Consider the following 23,356-nt stretch of genomic DNA (forward strand, 5'->3'; position numbering starts at 1 on the left):
CGAACTCGGAAGTGAAACGCAGCTGCGCCGATGGTAGTGTGGCATTGCCCATGCAAGAGTAGGTCACCGCCAGGGGCTTCATCCCAAACCCTCCGTAGCTCGCGCTACGGAGGGTTTTTCTTTGCGGGAATTGAGGGCCAACTCACAGCGTTCTGTGCTTTGGCAGGGACTTAACGAACGTCGCGCGTGCATGGTGCGGCCTCGACCGCAAAACTACGGCACGCCAAGCCTTGCCGAACCCTTGGCATCACCTATGATGCGGTAGCCAGCTGTATCAGACGCTGTGACCGAGGGAGTCCTGCGTGTTTGTCCATGTCGAAACCCGGCGTCGCCCGCGTCTGCAGTGGGCAACCATGTTGCTTGTCGTGCTCTGCGTACTCAGCTTTGTGGGGCTCGCACTGATGCCGGCGCGGCAGCGCCTGTCCATGCTTCTCGAATGGGGCACGGTGCCAGCGAACATCTTCGACGCGCGCGAACCGATTCTTGCGCAACTGCATGATCCGTCCTTGCTCCGGCTGGTCACCGCCTTGTTCATTCACGTCGCCTGGCTACACGTGCTGGGCAACATGCTGTTCCTAGTGATCTTCGGCCTGTCTTCCGAGCGTACGCTCGGCTCAACGCGGTTTCTGCTGCTATTTTTGCTGGGCGGGATTGTTGCCAATCTGGTCGGAGCGTTGTCGTTGGCCGGCGTACATTCGCCCATCATCGGATGTAGCGGCGCGGTCTCGGCTGTACTTGGCGCTTACATCGCGCTGTTCCCCCGCGAACGCTTGGGTCTGGTACTGCCGTTGGGCTTGTACCTCGAATTCGTCCGCGTGCCCGCCTTCCTGTTGATTGGCATCTGGGTGTTGCTGCAGCTGCTTTTCAGCTATGCCGGTCCTAGTTACGGCGCCGTCGTGTGGTGGACGCATATCGCCGGCTTCCTGTTTGGTGTGGTGTTTGCCTTGTTCTCACGCAAGGCGATCGCACGCCGCCTGCGCGGATAAAATACGGCTATGCGCACTAAGAAACTCTACAAAGTTACCTTCCTACATCTAGGCAAGAGCTACGAGCTGTATGCGCGGCATGTAGCCTCCAGTGGCTTATGGGGCTTTACCGAAGTGGGCGAGCTGGTATTCGAGCCGGTGGGCGAGGGCCTGCTGGTCGATCCCACCGAGGAAAAGCTGCGCGAGGAGTTCAAGGACACGCGCGTGCTGCACCTGCCGATGCAGTCGGTGGTTCGTATCGAGGAAGTCGAACGTAAGGGTGCTCTGGCCATTCGCGATGCGAACGATGGCCAGAAAGTGACACCGTTTCCGATGCCGCCGCGCAGCCGCTGACTCAGCGAGCCGCCGCCAGCCCGTGATGCCTCGCGAAATGGCGCAGTAGGCGCCGTGCGATCGGTGTTGGCGCTACCTGACGGAAGGTGCCGTGCGGATCGAAGCCTTCCCTGTGCATGTCCTCGCGCTTGCGATGGATATAAGCGCGCATCACGTCCGCATTGAATTCCGGATGGAACTGCACGCTGACGGCCCGCTTGCCGTACCGCAGCAAGTGGTGCGGGTCGCGCGCGGAGCTGGCCAGCACCGTGGCACCCTTGGGCACTTCCATTACGCTCTGCTCGTGCGTGGTGTGTGCGCGAAAACTGGAAGGAAGGGCTGCGGCAAGAAGGTCCTGTTGCGCATGGGCCAGCACCTCGATCGGCAGCGTGCCGATCTCACGCCCGCCCGGGAGGTAATCAACGCGTCCACCCAAGGCATGGGCCATCAGCTGATGGCCATAGCAAACCCCGAATATGGGCAACTCCGCGTCCATCGCATCGCGAATCCAGCCGGCCGTGCGTTCGCTCCAATCAGCACGTTCGGTGACCATGGCGGCGGATCCGGTGATCAAGGCACCGGCGACTTCGCGCGGCGGCGGCAAGGCTTCACCGGCGGCTACATCGATGATCCGGATCTCCTCCGGTGCCAGCTGAGCACTCAAGCGAAACCAGTGAGGAAAGTCGCCGTGGCGCGCGCGGATAGAGTCGGGCGCGCGACCGGTGCGGATAATCAAGACGGGCTTCATGCGTGGCTTGCCGTTACGTAATGCGCTTCAGGGTTGGTGATTGTCAGGTGCTTCAATCGGTGGCAATACAGTGAGCACTTCCTGCACCGTGGTCAATCCACGCGCCACTTGTGTCGCCGCCGAGATGCGCAAGGGGCGCATGCCTTCCGCCAGCGCAGCAGCACCGAAGCCACCAAGGTCGAGCTGGGCCGAAATGAGACCGCGCAATCGCGGCGACAGTTGCATCATTTCATAAACGCCGGTGCGACCCATGAAGCCTGTATTCCGGCACTCTAGGCAACCCATCGGTTTGAACACGGTTTCTGGAATCGGTAGCGCCCAACCGTGAGTGAGGGCCATCCATTCGTGTGGCTCCTGCGCGGTCGCCTGCTTGCAATGTGGGCATAGCGTTCTCACCAGTCGCTGCGCTACCACGCCGGTCAGCGTGGACTGGATCAAGTAATGCGGGACGCCGAGGTCGAGCAAACGTGTAACCGCGCTCGGCGCATCGTTGGTGTGCAAGGTGGACAACACCAGATGGCCGGTCAGTGAAGCCTGCACCGCCATCTGCGCCGTTTCCAAATCGCGGATCTCGCCGACCATGATGATGTCGGGGTCCTGACGCAGCAGGGTACGCACACCAGTGGCAAAATCGAGGTCGATCGACTGCTGCACCTGCATCTGATTGAACTCGGGCGAGACCATTTCGATCGGGTCTTCCACCGTGCACACATTGAGTTCAGGCGTAGCCAGATGCTTCAACGTGGAGTACAGCGTGGTGGTTTTGCCCGAGCCGGTAGGGCCGGTGACCAACACGATGCCATGCGGGCGCTCCACCATGCCACGCCAGAGGGCACCCTCGTCGGGAGAAAACCCGAGCTGCGAGAAATCCTTGGCGACGATGTCCGGATCAAAAATACGCATCACCACCTTCTCGCCGAATGCGGTCGGCATGGTGGAAATGCGCAGCTCTACTTCGCGACCGGAGGATGAGCGGGTCTTGATGCGGCCATCCTGCGGGCGGCGCTTCTCGGCCACATCCATGCGCGAAAGGATCTTGATGCGCGCCGTCACTGCCGTCATCACCGGTGGCGGCAGCTCGAACACCTTGTGCATCACGCCATCGATGCGGAAACGCATTTGACCGGCTTCGCGGCGTGGCTCCAGGTGAATATCCGACGCGCGCTGCTCGAAGGCGTACTGCAGCAACCAGTCGACGATGTGCACGACATGGCGGTCGTCCGCACCCACCTCGCCACTCTTGCCCAACTCCACAAGTTGCTCGAAGTTGAGAATGGAGGATGAGTCGTAGCCCGTGGTCTTGGCATCCTGTGCCAGCTGGATCGAGCGTTGGACGCCGTAGAACTCCAGGAGGTAGCGATTGATGTCCAGCGGGTTGGCTACCACCCGGCGCACATCCCGGCGCAACATATGGGCAAGATCGGTCGCCCAGCCCGCATCGAACGGCTCACAGGTAGCAAAAGTGACCTCACCCGGCGCGGCCGCTACCGGCAGAATGCGGTGGCGCTGTGCGTAGGCATGGCTGACCACCTGCGTTACCGCGGCAGCGTTGATCTTCATCGGATCGATCTTCAGATACGACAGGCCTGCCTGCGCCGCAAGCCATTCGGTCAGCGCTTCCAGGCTCAGCGGGCGCCCAGGCTCGCGTTGATTGGGTAGCTTGGCGTTGGCGATCAATACCAACGGATGCAACTCCACCGTGGCACGTCCGCCACGCGAGCCCATCCTTACGTGCTTGGCGTCGTCGGCCAGCAGAAATCCGTCCACGACCAGGGCGGCCAACACGTCGTCCAGCGCGAGCCGACCCCGTCGGCCCAGCAGAGACGCGATTTGCGGTGAGGCTGCCATGCGTCAGATTCCTCTTGGTTTTCAGCCCGCGATAAGGCAGAAGCATAGCGCGCCGCTATACTAACTCGCTTTATTCCAGGTCACGGAAAGCCATGTCCGCTCGCACCTTCCAGGATGTGATCCAGACCCTCAACCGCTACTGGGCGGCGCAGGGTTGCGTGTTGTTGCAGCCACTCGATATCGAGGTCGGCGCCGGCACCTTCCATCCCGCCACCTTCCTGCGTTCGCTGGGTCCCGAACCCTGGGCCGCAGCCTATGTGCAACCTTCGCGCCGTCCCACCGACGGCCGTTACGGCGAAAATCCCAACCGCCTTCAGCATTACTACCAATACCAGGTGGTGATGAAGCCCAACCCCGAGAACATTCTGGAGTTGTACATCGGCTCGCTGAAGGAGCTCGGGCTCGATCCGCAGGTGCATGACCTGCGTTTCGTCGAAGACAACTGGGAATCACCCACGCTAGGCGCCTGGGGCCTGGGCTGGGAAGTCTGGCTAAATGGAATGGAAGTCACCCAGTTCACCTACTTCCAGCAGGCCGGTGGCCTGGAATGTCGTCCGGTGACCGGCGAGATCACTTACGGTCTCGAGCGCCTGGCGATGTACCTGCAAAACGTGGACAACGTCTACGACCTGGTATGGACCGAAGGCCCACACGGCACCGTCACCTATGGTGACGTGTTCCATCAGAACGAAGTGGAGCAGAGCACCTACAACTTCGAGCATGCCAATGTGCCTGAGCTATTGCGCTGGTTCGACGTATGCGAGGGCGAGGCGAACAAGCTGATCGCCGCTGGCCTACCGCTGCCGGCTTACGAGCAAGTGATGAAAGCGAGCCACACGTTCAACCTGCTCGACGCACGCCGTGCGATCAGCGTCACTGAGCGCCAGCGCTACATCCTGCGTGTGCGCACGCTGGCCCGCAGCGTGGCCGAAACCTATGTGGCGCAACGCGAGAAACTCGGCTTTCCGGGCCTGAAGCGCAACAAGAAGGAGCAGGCCGCATGAGCGCCGCCAAGTCTTTGCTGATCGAGCTGGGCACGGAAGAACTGCCGCCGAAAGCGCTCGACGAACTGGCCTCTGCTTTCCAGCGGGGTATCTGCGACGGGTTGGCCAAGCGTGGCATAGAGGCTTCGCTGGATCTCGCCACGGCGTATGCCTCGCCGCGTCGTTTGGCCGTCCATATCCCTGGCGTCGCCGTCACTCAGCCAGAGCAGGCCATCGAACGCCGCGGTCCCGCACTCAATGCTGCCATGGATGCCGAAGGCCAGCCGAGCAAGGCATTGCAGGGCTTCGCGCAGTCCTGTGGTGTCACCGTCGAGCAGTTGGAAAAGCTGGAAACCGACAAGGGGTCCTGGTTCGTGTTCCGGGCTGTGAAGCCGGGTCAGCGAGTGGCGACCTTACTGCCGGAAATCGTCGACGAAGCGCTCAAAGGTCTACCGATTCCCAAGCCGATGCGCTGGAGCGATCACGACTACAGCTTCGTGCGCCCGGCCCATTGGCTGGTGATGCTGCACGGCGCGGATATCGTCGACGGCGAAGTGCTGGGCCTCAAGAGTGGCCGAAAGTCGCGCGGTCATCGCTTCATGCATGCGCAGCCGGTGCATGTGGCTGATGCGGACAGTTGGCTGGACGCGATGCGCGTCGCCAACGTATTGGCCGATCCGGTCGAGCGTCGCCAGCGCATCCGCGACGAGGTGGCCAAGGCTGCGAAACAGACCGGCGGTCAGCCGCAGCTGGACGATGCCCTGCTCAACGAAATCGCCAATCTCACCGAGTGGCCGACGGCGATCGCCTGCACCTTCGAGCGCGAGTTCCTCACCGTGCCGCCGGAAGCTCTGGTCACCACCATGGAGACCAACCAGAAATTCGTACCGGTGTTCGACGCCGCCGGCAAGCTCACCGAGCACTTCATCGGTGTTGCCAATATCGACAGCAAGAATCCGATCGAGATTCGCAAAGGCTACGAGCGTGTGATTCGTCCGCGCTTTGCCGACGCCAAGTTCTTCTGGGACGAAGACCTGAAGACACCACTGGCCGGCTACCAGGATCAGCTGAAGAACGTCACCTACCAACAGGCGCTCGGCAGCCTGTGGGACAAGAGCGTGCGTGTGGCCGAACTGGCCCGCATCATCGCCAATCGGGTGGACGTAGACGCCAGCGAGGCCACTCGCGCCGCTGCGCTCAGCAAGTGCGATCTGCTGACCCGGATGGTCGGAGAATTCCCCGAGTTGCAGGGCGTGATGGGGCGTTACTACGCCAGCCATCACGGCGAAGTCGCCGAAGTGGCTGACGCGCTGGACAGCTATTACCAGCCGCGCTTCGCCGGTGACGCCATCGCCGCCGGCAAGGTCGGTCAGGTGCTGGCGGTAGCCGAGCGCCTTGATACATTGGCCGGCATTTTCGCCGTGGGCCTCAAGCCCAGCGGCAACAAGGATCCGTTCGCACTGCGCCGCGCGGCACTGGGCCTGGCCCGCACCCTGGTGGAAGGCAAGCTGGAACTCGACCTTAAGGGGAGCTTCGTCGAGGCGCTGGAGCTCATTCCGGACGCTGCATTGGCCGCAGGCATCAAGCCAGGCAAGGACGGCAAGGCGCCGCCGCTGGATGCCGGCAAGCGCCGCGCCACGCTGGTCGAAGAGCTGTACGACTTCGTGATTGAACGCCTGCGTGGCTATTACGCCGAACAGGGTTTCACCGGTGAACAGTTCGAGGCTGTGCTGGCCGTGGCGCCGGCATCGCTGGTCGATTTCGATCGGCGTCTGCGTGCAGTGGCCGAGTTCGGTCGTCGCCCGGAGGCACTCAGCCTCGCCGCTGCCAACAAGCGCGTCGCGAATATCCTGCGTAAGCAGGCAGAGGAGGCCGGTACGCCGGCGGTGGGTACGGCGGTCGATCCGACCCATTTCGAAGCCGATGCCGAGCGCCACCTGGCCACGGCCCTCGACGCGGCGAAATCCGATACCGCCTGTGCGCTGCAATCCGGCGACTACACCGCCGTGCTGGCGCGATTGGCTCAGCTGCAAGCACCGGTCGATGCGTTCTTCGACAACGTGTTGGTCAACGCCGAAAACCCTGCGGTACGCGCCAATCGTCTGGCTTTGTTGGGGCAGCTCAAGGCGCAATTCACCGCCATCGCGGATATCGCTCGCCTCTGAGCGATGTCGATCCCGCGGCACAAAAAACGGCAGCCCTGGGCTGCCGTTTTTCTATCCCTCAACTGCCCAAGGAATCAGATCGTCTGGCGGTCGCGCTTGAGCCGGTCGGCCAGGCGATGGTTGAACGCCACCATCTCCGTAGCATCCACGTCATTGCCGCCCGGACCGAGAATTTCGTAGAGGTCGGACAGCAAATCGGCATTATCCGCCAGCGAAAGATGGCTCTCGGCCAGATCCAGCTCCGACTGCAGGATGCGCAGTGCAGTATTCAGGCGCATCGGGTCCATGGCCAGGCCGGTGGCATGCAGCGTGTCCGCGGCGCTGCGCAACTTGGTGCGTCGGTGCGAAAGCGAGGTCTCGGAACTGTTCTGTTCCTCTCCACTCGTCATGGCGTCAGTCTGAATGGTGCCTTCGCCGGCTACCAGCCAGACGAGAGAAATCCCTAGGGTTTTAGCCAGAGTCACGCAACGGGCGCGGGAGGGATCCGTGTTTCCGTCGCGCCAACTGCGGACTACCCCCTCAGAAAAACCGCACATTCGAGCGATTTCAGTGACGCTCCCAACACGCTGGATCAGCACCTTAATGCGATCCGCGAAAGTTCCCGCATTCTGGGACATCGTATTTAGTTGCGTAGCCATGGGGGCTCCTAGGCAGTCTGGCAGTTGACTTTTACTCAGTTGGCTTTCGAAACGCTTACGACGATGCGATGGGAGGCCGTTATTACACGGGGGCCCTTCCTGCGATCTTCATCTGGATTCGTCACTTATTGCGGAGTAATCCGTAAGAAATCCAGTCTCTGAGCGGGAAAACGCACGAGCCTCGATTTGGAGTACTTGGTCTTGCGCAGAGAGGGCTGTTGCTGCCTTTTGGCTTCGCAACTTCATTAAGACCTGAGCTTTACCTCGGACCTGTTTCTTAAGACGCCTCGAAAACCTCCACTCCGCGTCGTAATCCTTGGGTCTCGGGATAGTGTTGTGAGCACCGCCTCGATCCGTTTCGGGCTATGTCTTCGTCGGCCAAACTAGCCCGGAACGTGGTGAAGGTCGCCACACGATGTCCGATCAGGATTGCGACAGGCTTCCCCTTCGGTGGCGTATGGAGCGTCTTGTTCCTATTGACTTTTCCGCGCGGATAATTTTCGGTATGCTTGGAACTTCCCCCGCGATTACCCCGGCGCACTGCGTCAAATCATGGTCTCGCGCCCCCGTTTCATCGATTGATTGAGGTTCCACATGCGCAGGTTGGTTTGGTCGCTGATGTCAGTGGCAGCGTTGGCTCTCGCCGGCTGCAATTCTTCGGATAAGTCGCAGCCCGCGGCACAGGGTGGCGAGCCCGCTACGGCGGCAGCAGGTCCGGCAGCCAAGGCCAATGCGGTCAGCGGCACCGTGACGCTGCGCGATGCGGCTCAGCTCTCGCCGCAGGCCAAGCTGGAGATCAAGCTGATCGACGTGACGGCGCAGGATGCCCCGCCTCTGGCCAGCAAGACGATCGATCCCGCGGCCAGCATGCCGCAGTCGTTCGAGCTGGACTTCAATCCGGCCGACGTGAACCCGGCCGACATCATCATCGTGCAGGCCGTGCTGACCGACGGTGACCGCCGTTACACCGCGCCGCTGCAGTCGCCCGTGCTGACCAAGGGCGCCGCCAGCCAGGTGTCGATCCAGCTGGTGGGTGAGCAGACCCCGGGCGAGAAGCAGCTGGCTGCGTTCAATGGCGTGCAGAAGCAGATCGGCGGCATGAAGATCACCCCGGGCCAGAAGCTCGAAGCCAATGTCTCGCGCAGTTGGCAGGTGTTCCGCGAAGCAGGCGAAGTGAAGTTCATCCGCGAGCAGGTCGACTACGGCGACAAGGGCTTTACCAGTACCGATTACGGCTTCAAAGACGGCAAGCCGTGGGTGGTAGTGCAGCAGAAGAAGGCCAGCAAAGACGCCAAGCCCACCTCCACCGAGCGTGCCGGCTGGAACGGCGAGGGCGCGCTGGTGCTGAAGCAGACGCAGGCTGGCAGCAAGACCGAGGTGCTGGGTGACGACGAAGCCGCCAGTCTGCAAAAGCAGGCGCAGGCCATTCTGAGTCTGGCCACCGGCGGCAAGGGCAAGTAAGCCAGCCGTCTGGACGTCCAAACGGACGTCCACCCATGAAAAAACCGTCCGCGCGAGCGGACGGCTTTTTGTTTGGGCGAAGGTCGGCTCGGAAGCCGACGATTTAGAAACCTACCTTCACACCCAGGTTCACGCTGTTGTACTTCTGGCTGTTGTCGCTGAAGCGGCCGCTATAGCCCACCCAGCCGGTGACGTTCGGGCTGAACTGAGCGGAAAGGCCCAGATCCGCGCTGCCCCAGGTCTTGTCGGGGGTATAGCCGGTGAGCGCGAAGCTGCCCGGCATGCTGTTCACGCCAGCGGTGACCGAACGCGGGTCGGCCTTGCTGTCGTGGTTCCAGGCGATCTCGGCGTACGGGGACAACATCATGCTGCCTGCCTGCCAGTGGCCCTGCAGGCGCCAGCCCAAGGTGGAGATCAGAGCATCGCGCTGCTGGCGGTCGAACCACATCGCCGTGCTATCGCTACCGTTTTCGCTGTAGCCGTTGACCTTGACGGTCTGCCACTCGACGTTGGCGAACGGGCCGGTACGCAGGCTGGAAACGTCGAACCACCAACCGCCCGTGAGTCCGCCGCCCAGGCGGTTGCCGTCGGCCTTGCCGCTCTCGCTGCGCTGCGCAGGGCCGAGCGTGATACGGCGTTCGATGTTGGAGAAGTTGGACTGGGCGAAGTTGGCGTAGCCGCCCACGTAACCGCCGCCGTTGTGATACGTCACATAGCCGAGGCCACTGACGTCCTGCAGCTTGTAACCGCCACCACCGGCGAAATCGGCGTTGTGCTGGCCGATACCCATCGCCACGCCCATCGAGATGTGCTCGCTGGCACGCACGTCGGCACCCAGGGTCAGGTTCACGTTGTTACTGGTGGTCTTGGGCGAGCTGCTCTGCTGATCGAAGCGCTGGCGGGCGTAATCGACATTGGCGAAGAAGCGCGTGTCGCTGCCCATGCTGTCGGCCAGCATCTCGTTGCGGATGGCGCGGGTCTGCGCGGCGCTGGCTGCCAGCGGGGCTTCACCCAGCAGGGAGATCTGGCCCGGTGCGCGGATCAGCGACACCACGTACTGGCCCAGCATGGCGTGAGCTGCCGTGGTCGGATGCACGTCGTCGGCGAACAGATACGTCTTGTCTGTGCCCGGTGCATAGCTGAAAGGTAGGCCGGAGCCGACCGGGCCGCACTGCACCGAGCTGCCGTTACAGGCTGGCGTGGTGACATTGGTGAAGCCATAGGCCGACGGATTGGCGATGACCTCGTTGATCAACGCGAAGGTGTTCACCGGAATCACGTTCAGGCCGCTGTTGCTCAGCTGGGCAATACCCGCACCGAGCACGCCGTTGAAGGCCAGCGACACCTGCGTCGCGCCGGCCTGACCGGCCGGGCCACCTGCCGCAGCACCGGGGGTCTTGCCGATATCGGGCAGGTTGTAGACCACCACGTACTTGGCGCCGGCCGCCTTTAGCTGGCTGAGCATGCCAACCTCTGTCTGGGCGGCAGCCACGGCGCCAGCAGCGATGGCGGCGGGTGGAAGGCCGGTGCCCGGGTCGGTCAGGTAGAAGACGTCATTGGCGCCGCCCCATACCTGATACAGGGCTTTCGAATCCGCCTGGCCACCGTTGGCGGCCAGGTACATCTGCATCTGCTGCGGCAACAGCGGCACGCCAGCCGGGGTGCCCGGCGAGTTGTTTACGATGCCGGCGCCGCCGAACGCGAAATCGGTGCCGCCGGAAAGCGACGGGCTCACCGGGTGGCCGAGCGTCGCGGCGACGTTCTCGGCCGTGGTGGTGCCGGGGTTGGTGGTGAAGCGCAGCGGCACCGGAGAACCCAACAGATTGGCGATGTTGCCGCTGTCGCTGAGGCTGTCGCCGAACACGACGACTTTGCTGAAATCGGTAGCGGATGCGGCAGTGGTAAACACTAGAGCAGCGGCGATAGCGCCGACGATATGGCGAGTGCGGGGCATGGTAGTAACGCTCCTGGGGCCGGAATGGCCTTTGTTATTCCTTCGTTACGGTAATGCATGCCCATACGTAAGCGCATGCTGCGCTGCATCGCAACGCAGCATGCACGGGTCGTCGACTTTTAGCGTTTCATAGCGCGGGACAGCGCATCGGCAAACGCGCTATTGGCCGGTGTGGGCGCGGTCTTGGGCGCACCGCCACCCGGGCGTGGGCCGCGATTGTCACGCTGCCCGCCGCGTGGCTGGTCATTACCCCCCGCTGGGCGACCACCGCGAACCTGTCCTGGCTCGTCGTCCAGACGCATGCTCAGGCCGATACGCTGGCGCGGCAGGTCCACCTCCATCACCTTCACCTTGACGATGTCGCCGGCCTTGACCGCATCGCGCGGATCCTTGACGAAGGTATGCGACAACGACGAGACGTGCACCAGGCCGTCCTGATGTACGCCGATGTCCACGAACGCGCCGAACGCGGCGACGTTGGTCACGCGGCCCTCGAGGATCATGCCGGGACGCAGATCCTTCAGATCCTCCACGCCCTCGGCGAAGCTCGGTGCGACGAACTCCGGGCGCGGGTCGCGGCCCGGCTTCTCCAGCTCCTTGAGAATGTCGCGCACGGTCGGCACGCCGAAGCGCTCGTCGGTGAACTGCTCCGCCTTCAGGCCGCGCAGAAAGCCGGTGTCGCCGATGATGCTTTTCACCTCGCGGCCGCACTGGGCGATGATCCGCTCGATCACCGGATAGGCTTCCGGATGCACTGCACTGGCGTCCAGCGGGTTGTCGCCGCTGGTCACACGCAGGAAGCCCGCGCACTGCTCGAACGCCTTGTCCCCCAGGCGCGGCACCTTCAGCAGTGCCTTGCGGTTGGCGAATGGGCCGTTGGCATCGCGATGCTTCACTACATTCTCGGCGACGCTGGCGGACAAACCCGCCACGCGAGAGAGCAGGGCGGCGGAGGCGGTATTCACGTCCACGCCCACCGCGTTCACGCAGTCCTCCACCTTGGCGTCCAGCGCGCGGGCCAGCTTCACCTGGTTCACGTCGTGCTGATACTGGCCCACGCCGATGGCCTTGGGCTCGATCTTCACCAGTTCGGCCAACGGATCCTGCAGGCGGCGCGCGATGGAGACGGCGCCGCGCAGGCTCACATCCATATCGGGGAATTCTTTCGCCGCCACTTCCGACGCTGAATACACCGACGCGCCCGCTTCGCTCACCACGATCTTGGACAACTTGAGGTCCGCGTGTTTCTTGATCAGCTCGCCCGCCAGCTTGTCGGTTTCGCGCGAGGCGGTACCGTTGCCGATGGCGATCAAGTTCACGCCGTGCTGCTTGCTGAGCACGGCAAGGCGCGCGATGGACTGATCCCATTGCTTGCGCGGCTCGTGCGGATACACGGTGTCGGTGGCAAGGACCTTGCCGGTGGCATCGACCACGGCCACTTTCACGCCGGTGCGGATACCCGGGTCCAGGCCCATCACGGTCTTGGCGCCGGCCGGCGCGGCCAGCATCAGGTCCTTGAGGTTGTCGCCAAACACGCGGATGGCTTCGTCCTCGGCGCCTTCGCGCACGCGGCCGAACAGGTCCAGCGTGAGATGCAGGTGCAGCTTCACGCGCCAGGTCAGGCGCACGGTTTCGCGCAGCCAGGCATCGGCAGCGCGGCCTTGGTTGAGGATGCCCGCGTGTGAGGCAACGCGGCCCTCACCCTCCAGGTGGCCCTGCTCGGCGTCAGCCGCAGGTGCGAGTTCCAGTTCGATCACGCCTTCGTTGCGCGCACGCATGAGTGCCAGCAAACGATGCGACGGAATCTTGCCGATCGCTTCGATGTGGTCGAAGTAATCGCGGAACTTCGCGCCCTCGTTCTCCTTGCCTTCCACTACCTTGGCGCGGATCTGGCCCTTGTCCCACAGCCAGTCGCGCAGCTCACCGACCAGATGAGCGTCTTCGGCGATGCTTTCCATCAGGATCGCGCGGGCGCCATCGAGTGCGGCGCGCACATCCGGCACGCCCTTCTCGGCATCGACGAACGATTCAGCGAAGGCTTCCGGCGACTGCGTGGGGTCTTCGCGCAGGCCCGTGGCCAGCGGCTCCAGGCCGGCTTCGCGTGCGATCTGCGCCTTGGTACGGCGCTTGGGCTTGTACGGCAGGTAGAGATCTTCCAGGCGCGCCTTGGTATCGGCGGCCAGGATGTCGCCCTTCAGCGCGTCGCTGAGCTTGCCCTGTTCCTCGACGCTGGCAAGGATCGCGCTGCGGCGCTCTTCCAGTTCGCGCAGATAGCGCAGGCGCTCTTCAAGCAGACGCAGCTGCGTATCGTCGAGACCGCCGGTGACTTCCTTGCGGTAGCGCGCGATGAACGGCACGGTGGCGCCACCGTCGAGCAGTTCCACCGCGGCGTTGACCTGCTCCGGCTTGGCGGCGATGTCCTGGGCAATGCGTTGTTCGATGCTGAGCATGGGGTTGTACGGATTCCTTGACTGTCGGCATTCCCGATCGAATGGATCGGACTGCTGATGATAGCAAGGCGTTCCTTTATGTCCGGCGCAGCTAGCTCAGAACGATGAGGATGGGGGGGCAGAAGCAGCGCTGCCGCACGAATCCTGTGATCCAACCTACGTGGAGCGAAGGGCAGCCCGCTACCCGCTGGCTGCCCTGGCGGCGAGTTCAGGCGTCGAACGAACCGTGATGGCTGCCGTCCGCCTGCGGACGCTGCGGCGGCTGCTCGCCGACGCGGCCGTTGAGCACCAGCGTGCTCGCAACCAGGTCGTGCAACCCCTGCTTGCGCTGTGTCCACGCCACGGCGAGGTAGCACACGAACGGAATCAGCCAAATGATGATATTGGTCAAGCGCACCGCGTTGCGTGCTGCGGCGCGGCCCAGGGATAGGCGCCGGCCGTCCAAGTCGGTGACGCGCAAGCGCAGGGCCAGCTTGCCTGGCGTGGCCTGCCACTTCGAACCTTCGAACAGCGTGTAGTAAACGAAACCGATGACGACGGTCGCGACGGAAGAACTCTGCGCGCTGAGGGCATATTCGCGCATGGCCGTCGCCATATCCGCACCCGCCTGTATCTGCTCAAGAAAATGCTTGTAAGCGTCCAGGCCGCCAAGGGCGTAGAAAGCGATGATGGAGGGCACGATCAGCACGATCAGGTCGATGACCCATGCGCCGAAGCGCTGCCAGAAGCCGGCATAGTCGGCAGCGGCTTCCGACGCCGACGCCGGCGTTGATGCGGTGCGTTGAGGAAGAGGTGGAGCAGTGGAGGCAACGGCCGGCTTTTCATCCGGAAACAGAACCGATAGCGGCTGCCAGTCGGCCAGGCCTTCATACCAGCCGAGATCGTCGGGACTGACTTGGCCACTGCGCAGCCATTGGCGGATATCCGCCTCCTTGTACGGGCCGAGCCGTTCGCCGTCCCTTCCGATCCAGACTTCCATCGTGTGCGCTCCGCGGGTCACCAGGGGACGTATGATGCCATGCGTCGACGGTGTAGATGGCTGCATGCGTTGGTGCGTCGTTCCCGCGTACCGGTTCAGGCCGCAGCGCGACGTTTCAGGTGCACCAGCAGCAACGAGATGGCCGCTGGCGTGACGCCGCTGATGCGTGCGGCCTGGCCGATGGTTTCCGGCTGGACGCGTTTGAGCTTCAACAACACTTCGGCGGAAAGGCCGCGCACTTTGTCGTAGTCGAAGCCACTCGGGATGGTGGTCTGCTCGTGACGGCGCTGGCGTTCGATTTCCTCACGCTGGCGCTCCAGATAGCCGGCGTACTTGGTTTGCACCTCGACCTGTGCGGCAACGCTGGCGTCCTCGACCGCGGGCCCAAGCTCAGGCACGGAGGTGATCTTCGCGTAGTCCAACTCGGGACGACGCAGCAAATCCAGCGCATTGGTTTCGCGGCTTACGGCGATACCAAGCTGGCGTTCGATCGATGCGCCGAGGGCGTTGTTCGGAGCAGCCCACAATGCGCCGAGGCGCTGCGTTTCTTGCTCCACCGCGTCGCGCTTGGTGCGTAGCGCATCGAAACGCTCTTGCGGCACCACCCCGAGGGTATGGCCGGTTTCAGTGAGACGCAGGTCGGCGTTGTCTTCGCGCAAGTGCAGCCGGTATTCGGCGCGCGAAGTGAACATGCGGTAGGGCTCGATGGTGCCGTTGCTGGTCAGGTCGTCGATCAGCACACCGATGTAGGCCTCGTCGCGACGCGGATACCACGGCGTTTTGCCCTGCACCGCCAATGCAGCGTTGAGGCCAGCGATCAGGCCCTGCGCACCGGCCTCTTCATAGCCTGTCGTGCCATTGATCTGACCGGCAAAATACAGGCCAGAGATGGTTTTGGTTTCCAGCCACGGATGCAGGCCGCGCGGGTCGAAATAGTCGTACTCGATCGCATAACCCGGTCGCGTGATGTGTGCGTTCTCGAAACCCTTGATCGAATGCACCAGCGCCAGCTGCACGTCGTAGGGCAGCGAGGTGGAGATGCCGTTGGGGTAGACCTCAAACGTGTCCAGCCCTTCCGGCTCGATAAAGATCTGATGCGAGGACTTCTCCGCGAAGCGCACCACCTTGTCTTCGATCGAAGGACAGTAACGCGGGCCGATGCCTTCGATCTGCCCGGTGTACAGCGGCGAGCGATCCAGCGCACCGCGGATCACCTCATGGGTGCGTTCGGTGGTGTGGGTGATCCAGCAGCTGACCTGGCGCGGATGTTCGGCGCGCGAACCCAGGTAGGAGAACACCGGCGCGGGATCGTCGCCAGGTTGTTCTTCCAAACCGCTGAAATCGATGCTGCGCAGGTCGATGCGCGGTGGCGTACCGGTCTTCAGGCGGTCGGCGGCCACGGGCAACTCGCGCAGCTTCTGCGCCAGCGTGCTGGCGGGCGGATCGCCGGCACGGCCGCCAGCGTATTGCGCCTGGCCGATGTGGATCTTGCCGGCGAGGAAGGTGCCGGCCGTGAGCACCACTGCGCGGGCGCGAAAGGTCAGGCCCATCTGCGTCACCACGCCGGTGACGCGCCCGCCTTCCAGCACCAGATCGTCTACCGCCTGCTGGAACAGCTCCAGATTGGGCTGGGTTTCCACCATGCGGCGGATCGCGGCCTTGTACAGCGCGCGATCAGCCTGGCAGCGTGTAGCGCGTACAGCGGGACCCTTGGAGGCGTTCAACGTGCGCCACTGGATGCCGGCGCGATCGGCGGCCCGCGCCATGGCGCCGCCCAGCGCGTCGATCTCCTTCACCAGGTGGCCTTTGCCGATGCCGCCGATGGCCGGGTTGCAGCTCATCTGCCCGATCGTCTCGATGTTGTGGCTGAGCAGCAGCGTGCGCGCGCCGGTGCGCGCCGCGGCCAGGGCCGCTTCGGTGCCGGCGTGGCCGCCGCCGATCACGATGACGTCGTAGTGGGTCGGATGGAGCATGAGGAACTGCCTTGACAGCGCAAAAAGTGACCAAATAGGGCGCTATGGTAGCGCGGTCAGTGTCTTACAGCCTTGTAAGGAATGCCTGGCACGCTTTCTGCACTTACACCTGTGCACTTTCACGGGCAGAAGCTGCGCGGAAACGCGCGCCGAGATCGAACGACAGGGGTTCGATTGCGTGCCGGGAGAGGAAGCGAGACGGCGCCCGATGGGCGCCGTCGTTTTTTGCGCTGCCGGAACCGGATAGGCCGGTCTGGCGAATAAGATCTGGCGCCCGGCGGTCTCAGGAACAGGGGGAATCCAGGATGACCGTGTTGCCGGGCGCCAGAAACCGTGAAGACGGTGGCGCAGGCAGCAAGCGCTGCCTCGTCGTAGAACCGATATTTACGCCGGGCGCGTGAACATGGGGTGACTAAAACGGAGATTTGTGCCGGATCGTGGCAGCAGATGACGCTACGCGTCATTCCGTGATGTGGGACCGAATGCGATGTGATTTACATCACACTCGTGGCATGTCTGTTGCATTTCCTTCCTGTTGCAAGGCTTGAAGGGAGAAAGAGCATGGACACGAATCACGATTTTCAGCCGGTGTATCCGCACCACGATTTGTTGATCGAGATCGGCCGCGTCGAGATGGCCATGGAGCATCTGGATTTGCGCGCCGAAGAGGAGCAACGCGAGCTGCGCCCCCGTCTCGAATCACGCATGCATCGCTTGCGCGATGCGCTGAACCATCTGCCGGTCTGATTCACCGCGGCCTGCGTCCGCACGGGGCGTCAACCTATCGCGACGCCGCCCGGGTGACCCGTCGATGACGGGCAGCACCCGGGGCGTGTGTGTTCCACGATTTGCGACCCATGTCAGCGTGACCGCCGACCGGGCCGTCAGTCGTGCAGCATGCTTTGCACGATCTCGGTGAGATTGCGCGACAGCCCCGGCCGCTCCGCCAGCGAGAGGATCGCCGCTTTGGCTTGCGCACGACGCACCGGCTCCAGCCGGCGCCAGCCGTTGAATGCGGTAGCGAGTCGCGCCGCGATCTGCGGATTGAGGGCGTCGAGTTGGCCCAGCCGTTCCGACAGCAGGCGATAGCCGCCGCCATCAGCCTGATGGAAGCCCGCTGGATTGTTGCGAGCCCAGGCGCCAAACAGCGCGTTGACGCGGTTCGGATTCCTGAGGGTGAACGAAGGGTCGCGCTCAAGCTCTTGAATGCGCGCCAGTGAGGCCGCGCCGCGTCGTTGCGTCTGCACGTTGAACCACTTGTCCAGCGCGAGCGGATTGTCGGCATAGCGTCCGCGGAAATGGGCGATCGCGGCAGCGGCTTGGGGTGCATCGGTGCGCACCAGCACCGTCAGTGCGGCCAAGCGGTCGGTCATGCTGGGCGCTTGTTCGTACTGGCGGGCGGCCAGCGCTTGCGCATCGTCTGTGTCGAGCAGGGCCATCAATTCGAGCACGCGCCGCTTCAGCCTGCGCTGGGCCTGGCTATTCGCATCGAGCCGCCCGCTGGCCGCTGCCGCCAGCGCCTGGTAGCGCTGTTGCAGCGCATTGGCGCCGATGCGGGTGGCAAGCCGATGTTGCAGCGCCTGTCTCCAGGCATGGATACGGTCGGGGTCGACTTCATGCTCGCGCTCGGCCAGTTCCACTTCGCCCGGTGGCGTCATCAACTCGGCGAGCAGGGCATCGTCAACGGCGCCATCGGCAAACAAGGCGGACAATGCCTCGCACCAGGCGACGATGGCGCCATCGTCGCCGCCGTCGCGCAGTGCTTCATAGGCGCTCACCGCCAGTTGCTGGCCGGCCTCCCAGCGATTGAAGCCGTCGACATCGTGGCGAAGCAGCAACGCAAGCTCCGTCGGCGTGCTGTTGCCTTCGAGGATCACCGGTGCCGAAAAGCCTCGCAACAAGGAAGGCACGGGTTCCGCATCAACATTGCGGAACACGAAACGTTGTTCTGCCTTGTCGAGCACCGCGACCCACTCGACCTGACCTTCCGACGCATGGCCGTCCATATGCAGCGGAAGCATGCGGCCGTCCCTGGCGAACAAAGCCAGCTTGACTGGAATCGGCAGCGGCAACTTCTCCGGCTGGCCCGAAGTGGCAAGCGTGTGCTGAGAAAGCGTCAGTGTGTATTCGCGTCGCGCGGCATCGTAATCGCCGCGTACCTTCAGGCGCGGCGTGCCGGCCTGGGCGTACCAGGCGAGATAAGGCGAAAGGTTGGTCTGGTTCGCCTCGCCCAGCGCGCCGAGGAAATCTTCCAGCGTCGCGGCGCGCCCATCGTTTCGTTCGAAGTAGTGATCCATGCCGCGACGAAAGCCCTCGCTTCCGAGCCGGCCCGCGAGCATGCGTATCAGCTCGGACCCCTTCTCGTACACGGTGGCGGTGTAGAAATTGTTGATCTCGCTGTACTGCGATGGACGCACCGCATGCGCCAGCGGGCCGGCGTCCTCGGGAAACTGAGCGCGGCGTAGCAAGGCGACGTCTTCGATGCGCTTGAGCGACGGAGAGTTCATGTCCGCCGAGAACTGCTGCTCGCGGAACACCGTGAGACCTTCCTTCAGCGACAGCTGGAACCAGTCGCGGCAGGTGACGCGATTGCCGCTCCAGTTGTGAAAGTACTCGTGCGCCACTACCGCCTCCACCGCGCGGTATTCGTCGTCGGTGGTGGAATCCGGGTCGGCCAGCAAATACTTCGCGTTGAAGATGTTGAGGCCCTTGTTCTCCATCGCACCCATGTTGAAGTCGTGCGTGGCGACCACGTGGAACACGTCGAGATCGTAGTTGCGCCCGTATGCCAGCTCGTCCCAGCGCATGGAGCGCTCCAGCGCATCCATCGCGTAGTGGCAACGGTCGATCACATTGGCTTCGGACCAGATCACCAGCTTCACGTCACTGCCATCGGCAGTGACGTAGTCGCGCTCGATCTTCTCCAGCCGGCCAGCGACCAAGGCGAACAAGTAGCTGGGCTTGGGATGCGGATCGACGAAGCGTGCCCAATGACGGCCGCCTTCCAGGTTGCCTGCGCCGTCGGGGTTGCCACCGGCCAGCAGCACGGGAAAACGCTCGCGATCCGCGTGCAAGGTCACCGTATAGCTCGCCAACACGTCAGGCCGGTCGGGGAAAAAGGTGATGTGTCGAAAGCCCTCGGCCTCGCACTGCGTCAGCAGGAAGCCGGTTTCACGCGAGCCGGACAGATAGAGCCCCTCGAGGGCGGTATTCGCTGCCGGCAGCAGGCGTACACGGGTCTCGAGCACGCTGCCATCCTGTGCGCCATCGACCTCCAGCGCGCTATCGCTCAGGCGATAACTGCCAGCGTCGAGCGGCTTGCCGTCGAGCGCGATGGAAAGCAGTTCCAGGCCCTCGCCATCCAGTCGCAGCGGCGCCTGTTGCGACGGGTCGCGGCGCAGATGCAGGCGGGCGGTGACTTCGCTGGCATCGATGCCGAGATCGAAGTCCAGCTCCACACGCTCCACGCGCCAGGCCGGGGCGCGGTAGTCGCTCAGGCGAATGAGGGGAGAGGATGGGGCGTTGTGTGGATTCATAGGGACAGCGGGGGTTGTGCGGGATGGATCAGGCTACCATGCGGCGTTTTCGGGCCAGGAGTAGTTAAATGGCATACCACGCCGAACGGACCAGGCTGGGCTCCCATGAGATCGTCGTCCTGCACGATCCGGTACGTGGCCGGCGCGTGCGCGTCGCACAGCGCGGCGCCACGGTGATCAGCCTGGAGCAGACGCTGGGCCAGCAGTCGTACGACCTTGCGGACGGCTACCGCGACGCGGCCGAACTGGATAGCCGTCCCAGTTCCCGTTTCGCCATCATGGCGCCCTTCGCCAATCGCATCGCCGATGCGCGCTATACGTTCGATGGCCGGGCGCACGACCTGCAGCCTGGTGTGGAAGGTGCGCAGCGCGCTGCCCGGCACGGTTTCGTGCGCGGCGTGGATTTCGATGTCGTCGCAGTAGCCGCGGACGAGCAGGCCGCACGTGCCAGCTTCACCACGTCAGCGATCCGCCCGGGCGTGCATCCGGGCTATCCCTACGCGATCGACCTGACGGTGAGTTACACGCTGGACGCCCATGGCCTCGCGCTGGAGGCGCGCATGCGCAATGTCGGCGAGCAGGCGGCACCCTGCTTCTTCGGTTGGCATCCCTACTTCCGCTTGGGCGCTACGCCGATGGACAGCTGGGAGCTAGAGATTCCCGCCGACATGCTGGTGCGCACCGACGCCGACTACATCCCGCTGCAGGGCGCGGCGGCTTATGGACGGATGGACGATGTGCCTGCGTTGGATTTCCGTCGATCGCAGCGGATCGACGGGCGCGAGATCAACCATGCCTATGCGGCGTTGCGGCGCGATGCCGACGGCCGGGTCCGCACCCGCCTGCGCGATCCGGCCAGCGGACTCGGCATCGCCGTGTGGCAGGAGTCCGGCGTGATGCTGGCGTTTACCGCCGACACGGTGACGCGCGACGTGCGCGGCTCGATAGCACTGGAGCCGATGGAGAGCTGGTCCGACGCGTTCAACCGCCCTGATTGCGCCGAGGCGATTCGCCTGGAGCCGGGCGCCGAGCGAAGCTTCCTCTGTGGTGTGGAGATCGAGTTGCCATGAGTACAGACCTAATGAGTGCAGACCTAATGAGATCTGGCCTATTGAGAGCGGGCCTGCCCAGTTTCGAACAGATCTGCGATGCCGCCGCGCGCATCGCCCCGTATGCCACGGTGACGCCGGTGCTGCGCAGCGCGCGCCTGGATGCGCTGGTGGGTGCGGAGCTGCATTTCAAATGCGAGAACCTGCAGCGCGGCGGTGCCTTCAAATTCCGCGGAGCATGCAATGCCGTGTGGTCGCTGGACGATGCGCAGGCGGCGCGCGGCGTGGTGACGCATTCCTCCGGCAACCATGGCAACGCCTTGGCGATGGCAGCGGCCACACGAGGGATTTCCGCGCACGTGGTAGTGCCCGAGGGCGCGGTGCGTGCCAAGCTGGAAGCGATCGAACAGGCTGGCGCGGTGCTGCATCGTTGTGCACCCACGCAGGCCGCGCGCGAAGCGATGGCCGCCGAAGTACAACGACAGACCGGCAGCGAGCTGGTGCATCCCTATGCCGATGCGCGCGTGATGGCCGGGCAGGGCACGCTGGTGTTGGAGCTGATGCGCCAGGTCGAGGCATTGGATGCGTTGATCACGCCGGTGGGTGGCGGCGGCCTGGCTTCCGGTTGTGCGATTGCCGCACACGGCATCGATCCGGCGCTGGCTCTGTTTGGCGCGGAGCCACTTGGTGCCTCCGACGCGGCACAATCGTTGGCGCGTGGCGCGCGCATCGAGGCGTTCACTGCCGACACCATATGCGACGGCCTACGCGCTTTGATTGGCGAGCCCAACTTCGAAGCGCTACGCAGTCATCGCACGCAAGTCATCACGGTGAGCGACGAGGAAACGATTGCTGCCATGAAGCTGCTATGGCGCGAACTGAAGCAGGTGGTGGAGGTGTCCAGCGCTACCGTGTTCGCCGCGGTGCTGAAACAGCGCGAGCATTTTGCTGGCCGTCGCGTCGGGCTGGTGCTCACCGGCGGCAATGTGGATCTCGACGCACTGCCTTGGTGAAGTGTGACGCGACGTTGGGGTTTGCCGCGCTTACGCCAACCCGCGACGCAACTTCAGGCCGCTTACCGCCATCAAGCCAAGCAACACGAACACGATGCCCAGTGCCTCCATCGAAGTCGGCTGCTCATGCAGGATCGCCCACGCCAGCAGCACGCTGACAATGGGTACGCCGAGGCTGGACAGGCTGGCCACGGCGGTCGGCAAGCGCCGCAACACCATCAGCCAAAGGCCCCAGGCCACGCTGGATGCAAGCACCACGCTGTAGGTGAGACCGCCAATGAAATCCCAGCTCCACTCGATCGGACGCTGCGGTATCCCTAACGCGGGCACGCAGAGCGCCAACGCACCGAACAGCATCTGCCACGCTGTGAGGTTAAGCGGCGAAGGGGCGTGCCGGAGAAACATGCGTTTGCTCAATACCGTGCCCATCGCCCATGCGCCACCCGCGGCGATCGCCAGCAAGGTGCTGCTGCCGCTGCCCAGCCCGCGCCATGGTTCGATGATGCAAAGCAAGCCAACCGCTGCCAATCCCATGCCCAGCCAATGCCGCGCCGTCGGCTTCTCGCGCAGAATCGCCCACGCCAGCAGCACCGCCCAGAACGGCATGGTGTAAGCCAGCAGCGCGACGTGCCCGGCGCCACCTTCGACCAAGGCCCATTGCCCCAGCCCCTGGAAAGCAGCGGTCTGACACAGGCCGATCAGCACCGTGGGCAGCAACGGTGGTGGGCGCAGCGATTGCCGCGTCGCCAGCAACACGGCGAACAACACCAGCGCACCGAGTACATAGCGCAGGGCAGCGAACTGGAACGGGCTCGCATGCTGCAGCACCTGTTTCATCACCACCCAGCTATAGGCCCAGATCAGGATGGTGACGAGCATGGCGGCCACGGCACCGCGTTGGGACGAATGAGAAGGCATGGTGTTCGCAGTCAAAGATGAAATCTGAGGTCCGGCTGCGCCTGCCGTGCTTCATCGGATGACGCGGCGCCAAGGGAGCGGAGCAAGCTTACAGGGCGAAGGCCGATGGTGGATCGATGCCGATTCGTGCTCTTCCTTAAGCCACGCGGAGATCGTCATAGAAGCGCACGGCACACCACGTCAGGAAATGTTGAGCAGGCTCTCGGGTGAAGGAGATACGCATCCCAAGTCGGGAGCCGTCCATTGTGACGTCCACACGTCATTTGCATTTCTAGATCATCGTCACAATTCAATCGTGCCGCTTGTTTCATCGTGCTCGGCACAATTTGTTTGCCAGCATCGA

At 63.6% G+C, this 23,356-nt stretch carries 17 protein-coding genes; 8 read left to right on the forward strand and 9 right to left on the reverse strand.

What is annotated here, in order from left to right:
- Positions 1 to 302: 302 nt before the first annotated feature.
- Both OUZ45_RS14360 and OUZ45_RS14365 read left to right on the forward strand, forming a co-directional pair.
- Entirely contained in the window at positions 303 to 986 is a 684-nt protein-coding gene (locus OUZ45_RS14360; protein WP_266170812.1) for a rhomboid family intramembrane serine protease, read from the forward strand.
- A gap of 9 nt (positions 987 to 995) precedes the next feature.
- Positions 996 to 1,319, forward strand: coding sequence for a DUF1820 family protein (locus OUZ45_RS14365; protein WP_266170813.1), 324 nt, complete (start codon positions 996 to 998; stop codon positions 1,317 to 1,319).
- Position 1,320: 1 nt separating this feature from the next.
- Here OUZ45_RS14365 and OUZ45_RS14370 read toward each other — a convergent pair whose 3' ends face one another.
- Positions 1,321 to 2,046: a glutamine amidotransferase gene (locus tag OUZ45_RS14370; protein WP_266170814.1), complete on the reverse strand. Its 726-nt coding sequence runs from the start codon at positions 2,044 to 2,046 to the stop codon at positions 1,321 to 1,323.
- A gap of 27 nt (positions 2,047 to 2,073) precedes the next feature.
- The gene (gene tfpB / locus OUZ45_RS14375) at positions 2,074 to 3,894 is read right to left on the reverse strand and encodes a type IV pilus assembly ATPase TfpB (protein WP_266170815.1); all 1,821 of its coding nucleotides are present in this window, start codon (positions 3,892 to 3,894) and stop codon (positions 2,074 to 2,076) included.
- A 92-nt stretch (positions 3,895 to 3,986) separates the two neighbouring features.
- On the opposite strand from tfpB, the gene glyQ reads away from it, so the two are divergent.
- Positions 3,987 to 4,898 carry a glycine--tRNA ligase subunit alpha gene (gene glyQ, locus OUZ45_RS14380; protein WP_266170816.1) on the forward strand — a complete coding sequence of 304 codons (912 nt, stop codon included), beginning with the start codon at positions 3,987 to 3,989 and terminating at the stop codon, positions 4,896 to 4,898.
- On the forward strand, positions 4,895 to 7,042 hold the full coding sequence (gene glyS, locus OUZ45_RS14385) for a glycine--tRNA ligase subunit beta (RefSeq protein WP_266170817.1): 2,148 nt from the start codon (positions 4,895 to 4,897) through the stop codon (positions 7,040 to 7,042). Before glyQ ends, glyS begins: the two co-directional genes overlap by 4 nt.
- Before the next feature lie 74 nt (positions 7,043 to 7,116).
- Here glyS and OUZ45_RS14390 read toward each other — a convergent pair whose 3' ends face one another.
- On the reverse strand, positions 7,117 to 7,680 hold the full coding sequence (locus tag OUZ45_RS14390; protein WP_266170818.1) for a helix-turn-helix domain-containing protein: 564 nt from the start codon (positions 7,678 to 7,680) through the stop codon (positions 7,117 to 7,119).
- 594 nt (positions 7,681 to 8,274) lie between these two features.
- Here OUZ45_RS14390 and OUZ45_RS14395 point away from each other — a divergent pair.
- Positions 8,275 to 9,141 carry a YbaY family lipoprotein gene (locus OUZ45_RS14395; RefSeq protein WP_266170819.1) on the forward strand — a complete coding sequence of 289 codons (867 nt, stop codon included), beginning with the start codon at positions 8,275 to 8,277 and terminating at the stop codon, positions 9,139 to 9,141.
- A gap of 103 nt (positions 9,142 to 9,244) precedes the next feature.
- On the opposite strand, the gene OUZ45_RS14400 is transcribed toward OUZ45_RS14395, so the two are convergent.
- From OUZ45_RS14400 to mnmG, 4 genes are all read right to left on the reverse strand, one after another.
- Complete coding sequence (locus tag OUZ45_RS14400; protein WP_266170820.1) at positions 9,245 to 11,095, reverse strand: autotransporter outer membrane beta-barrel domain-containing protein; 1,851 nt, start codon at positions 11,093 to 11,095, stop codon at positions 9,245 to 9,247.
- 119 nt (positions 11,096 to 11,214) lie between these two features.
- Positions 11,215 to 13,545, reverse strand: a complete 2,331-nt coding sequence (locus OUZ45_RS14405) for a Tex family protein (RefSeq protein ID WP_266170821.1) — start codon at positions 13,543 to 13,545, stop codon at positions 11,215 to 11,217.
- Between the two features lie 208 nt (positions 13,546 to 13,753).
- Positions 13,754 to 14,524, reverse strand: coding sequence for an RDD family protein (locus OUZ45_RS14410; protein WP_266170822.1), 771 nt, complete (start codon positions 14,522 to 14,524; stop codon positions 13,754 to 13,756).
- 95 nt (positions 14,525 to 14,619) lie between these two features.
- Positions 14,620 to 16,497 (reverse strand): tRNA uridine-5-carboxymethylaminomethyl(34) synthesis enzyme MnmG, encoded by a 1,878-nt coding sequence (mnmG, locus tag OUZ45_RS14415; protein WP_266170823.1) that lies wholly within the window; start codon positions 16,495 to 16,497, stop codon positions 14,620 to 14,622.
- 561 nt (positions 16,498 to 17,058) lie between these two features.
- Here mnmG and OUZ45_RS14420 point away from each other — a divergent pair.
- Positions 17,059 to 17,244 carry a hypothetical protein gene (locus tag OUZ45_RS14420; RefSeq protein ID WP_266170824.1) on the forward strand — a complete coding sequence of 62 codons (186 nt, stop codon included), beginning with the start codon at positions 17,059 to 17,061 and terminating at the stop codon, positions 17,242 to 17,244.
- 137 nt (positions 17,245 to 17,381) lie between these two features.
- Here the strand turns inward: OUZ45_RS14420 and pepN are convergent, their stop codons facing one another.
- Positions 17,382 to 20,033 carry an aminopeptidase N gene (gene pepN, locus OUZ45_RS14425; protein ID WP_266170825.1) on the reverse strand — a complete coding sequence of 884 codons (2,652 nt, stop codon included), beginning with the start codon at positions 20,031 to 20,033 and terminating at the stop codon, positions 17,382 to 17,384.
- Positions 20,034 to 20,101: 68 nt separating this feature from the next.
- Here pepN and OUZ45_RS14430 point away from each other — a divergent pair, with 68 nt between their 5' ends.
- Together OUZ45_RS14430 and OUZ45_RS14435 are read left to right on the forward strand one after the other, a co-directional pair.
- A complete protein-coding gene (locus tag OUZ45_RS14430) occupies positions 20,102 to 21,103 on the forward strand; it encodes an aldose 1-epimerase (RefSeq protein ID WP_266170826.1) in 1,002 nt (333 codons plus the stop codon).
- Between the two features lie 26 nt (positions 21,104 to 21,129).
- Positions 21,130 to 22,095 carry a pyridoxal-phosphate dependent enzyme gene (locus OUZ45_RS14435; RefSeq protein WP_266170827.1) on the forward strand — a complete coding sequence of 322 codons (966 nt, stop codon included), beginning with the start codon at positions 21,130 to 21,132 and terminating at the stop codon, positions 22,093 to 22,095.
- 30 nt (positions 22,096 to 22,125) lie between these two features.
- Here OUZ45_RS14435 and OUZ45_RS14440 read toward each other — a convergent pair whose 3' ends face one another.
- Positions 22,126 to 23,013 carry a DMT family transporter gene (locus tag OUZ45_RS14440; protein WP_266170828.1) on the reverse strand — a complete coding sequence of 296 codons (888 nt, stop codon included), beginning with the start codon at positions 23,011 to 23,013 and terminating at the stop codon, positions 22,126 to 22,128.
- Positions 23,014 to 23,356 lie beyond the last annotated feature (343 nt).

The sequence above is a fragment of the Dyella subtropica genome, from assembly GCF_026283965.1.
Taxonomy (GTDB): domain Bacteria; phylum Pseudomonadota; class Gammaproteobacteria; order Xanthomonadales; family Rhodanobacteraceae; genus Dyella_D; species Dyella_D subtropica.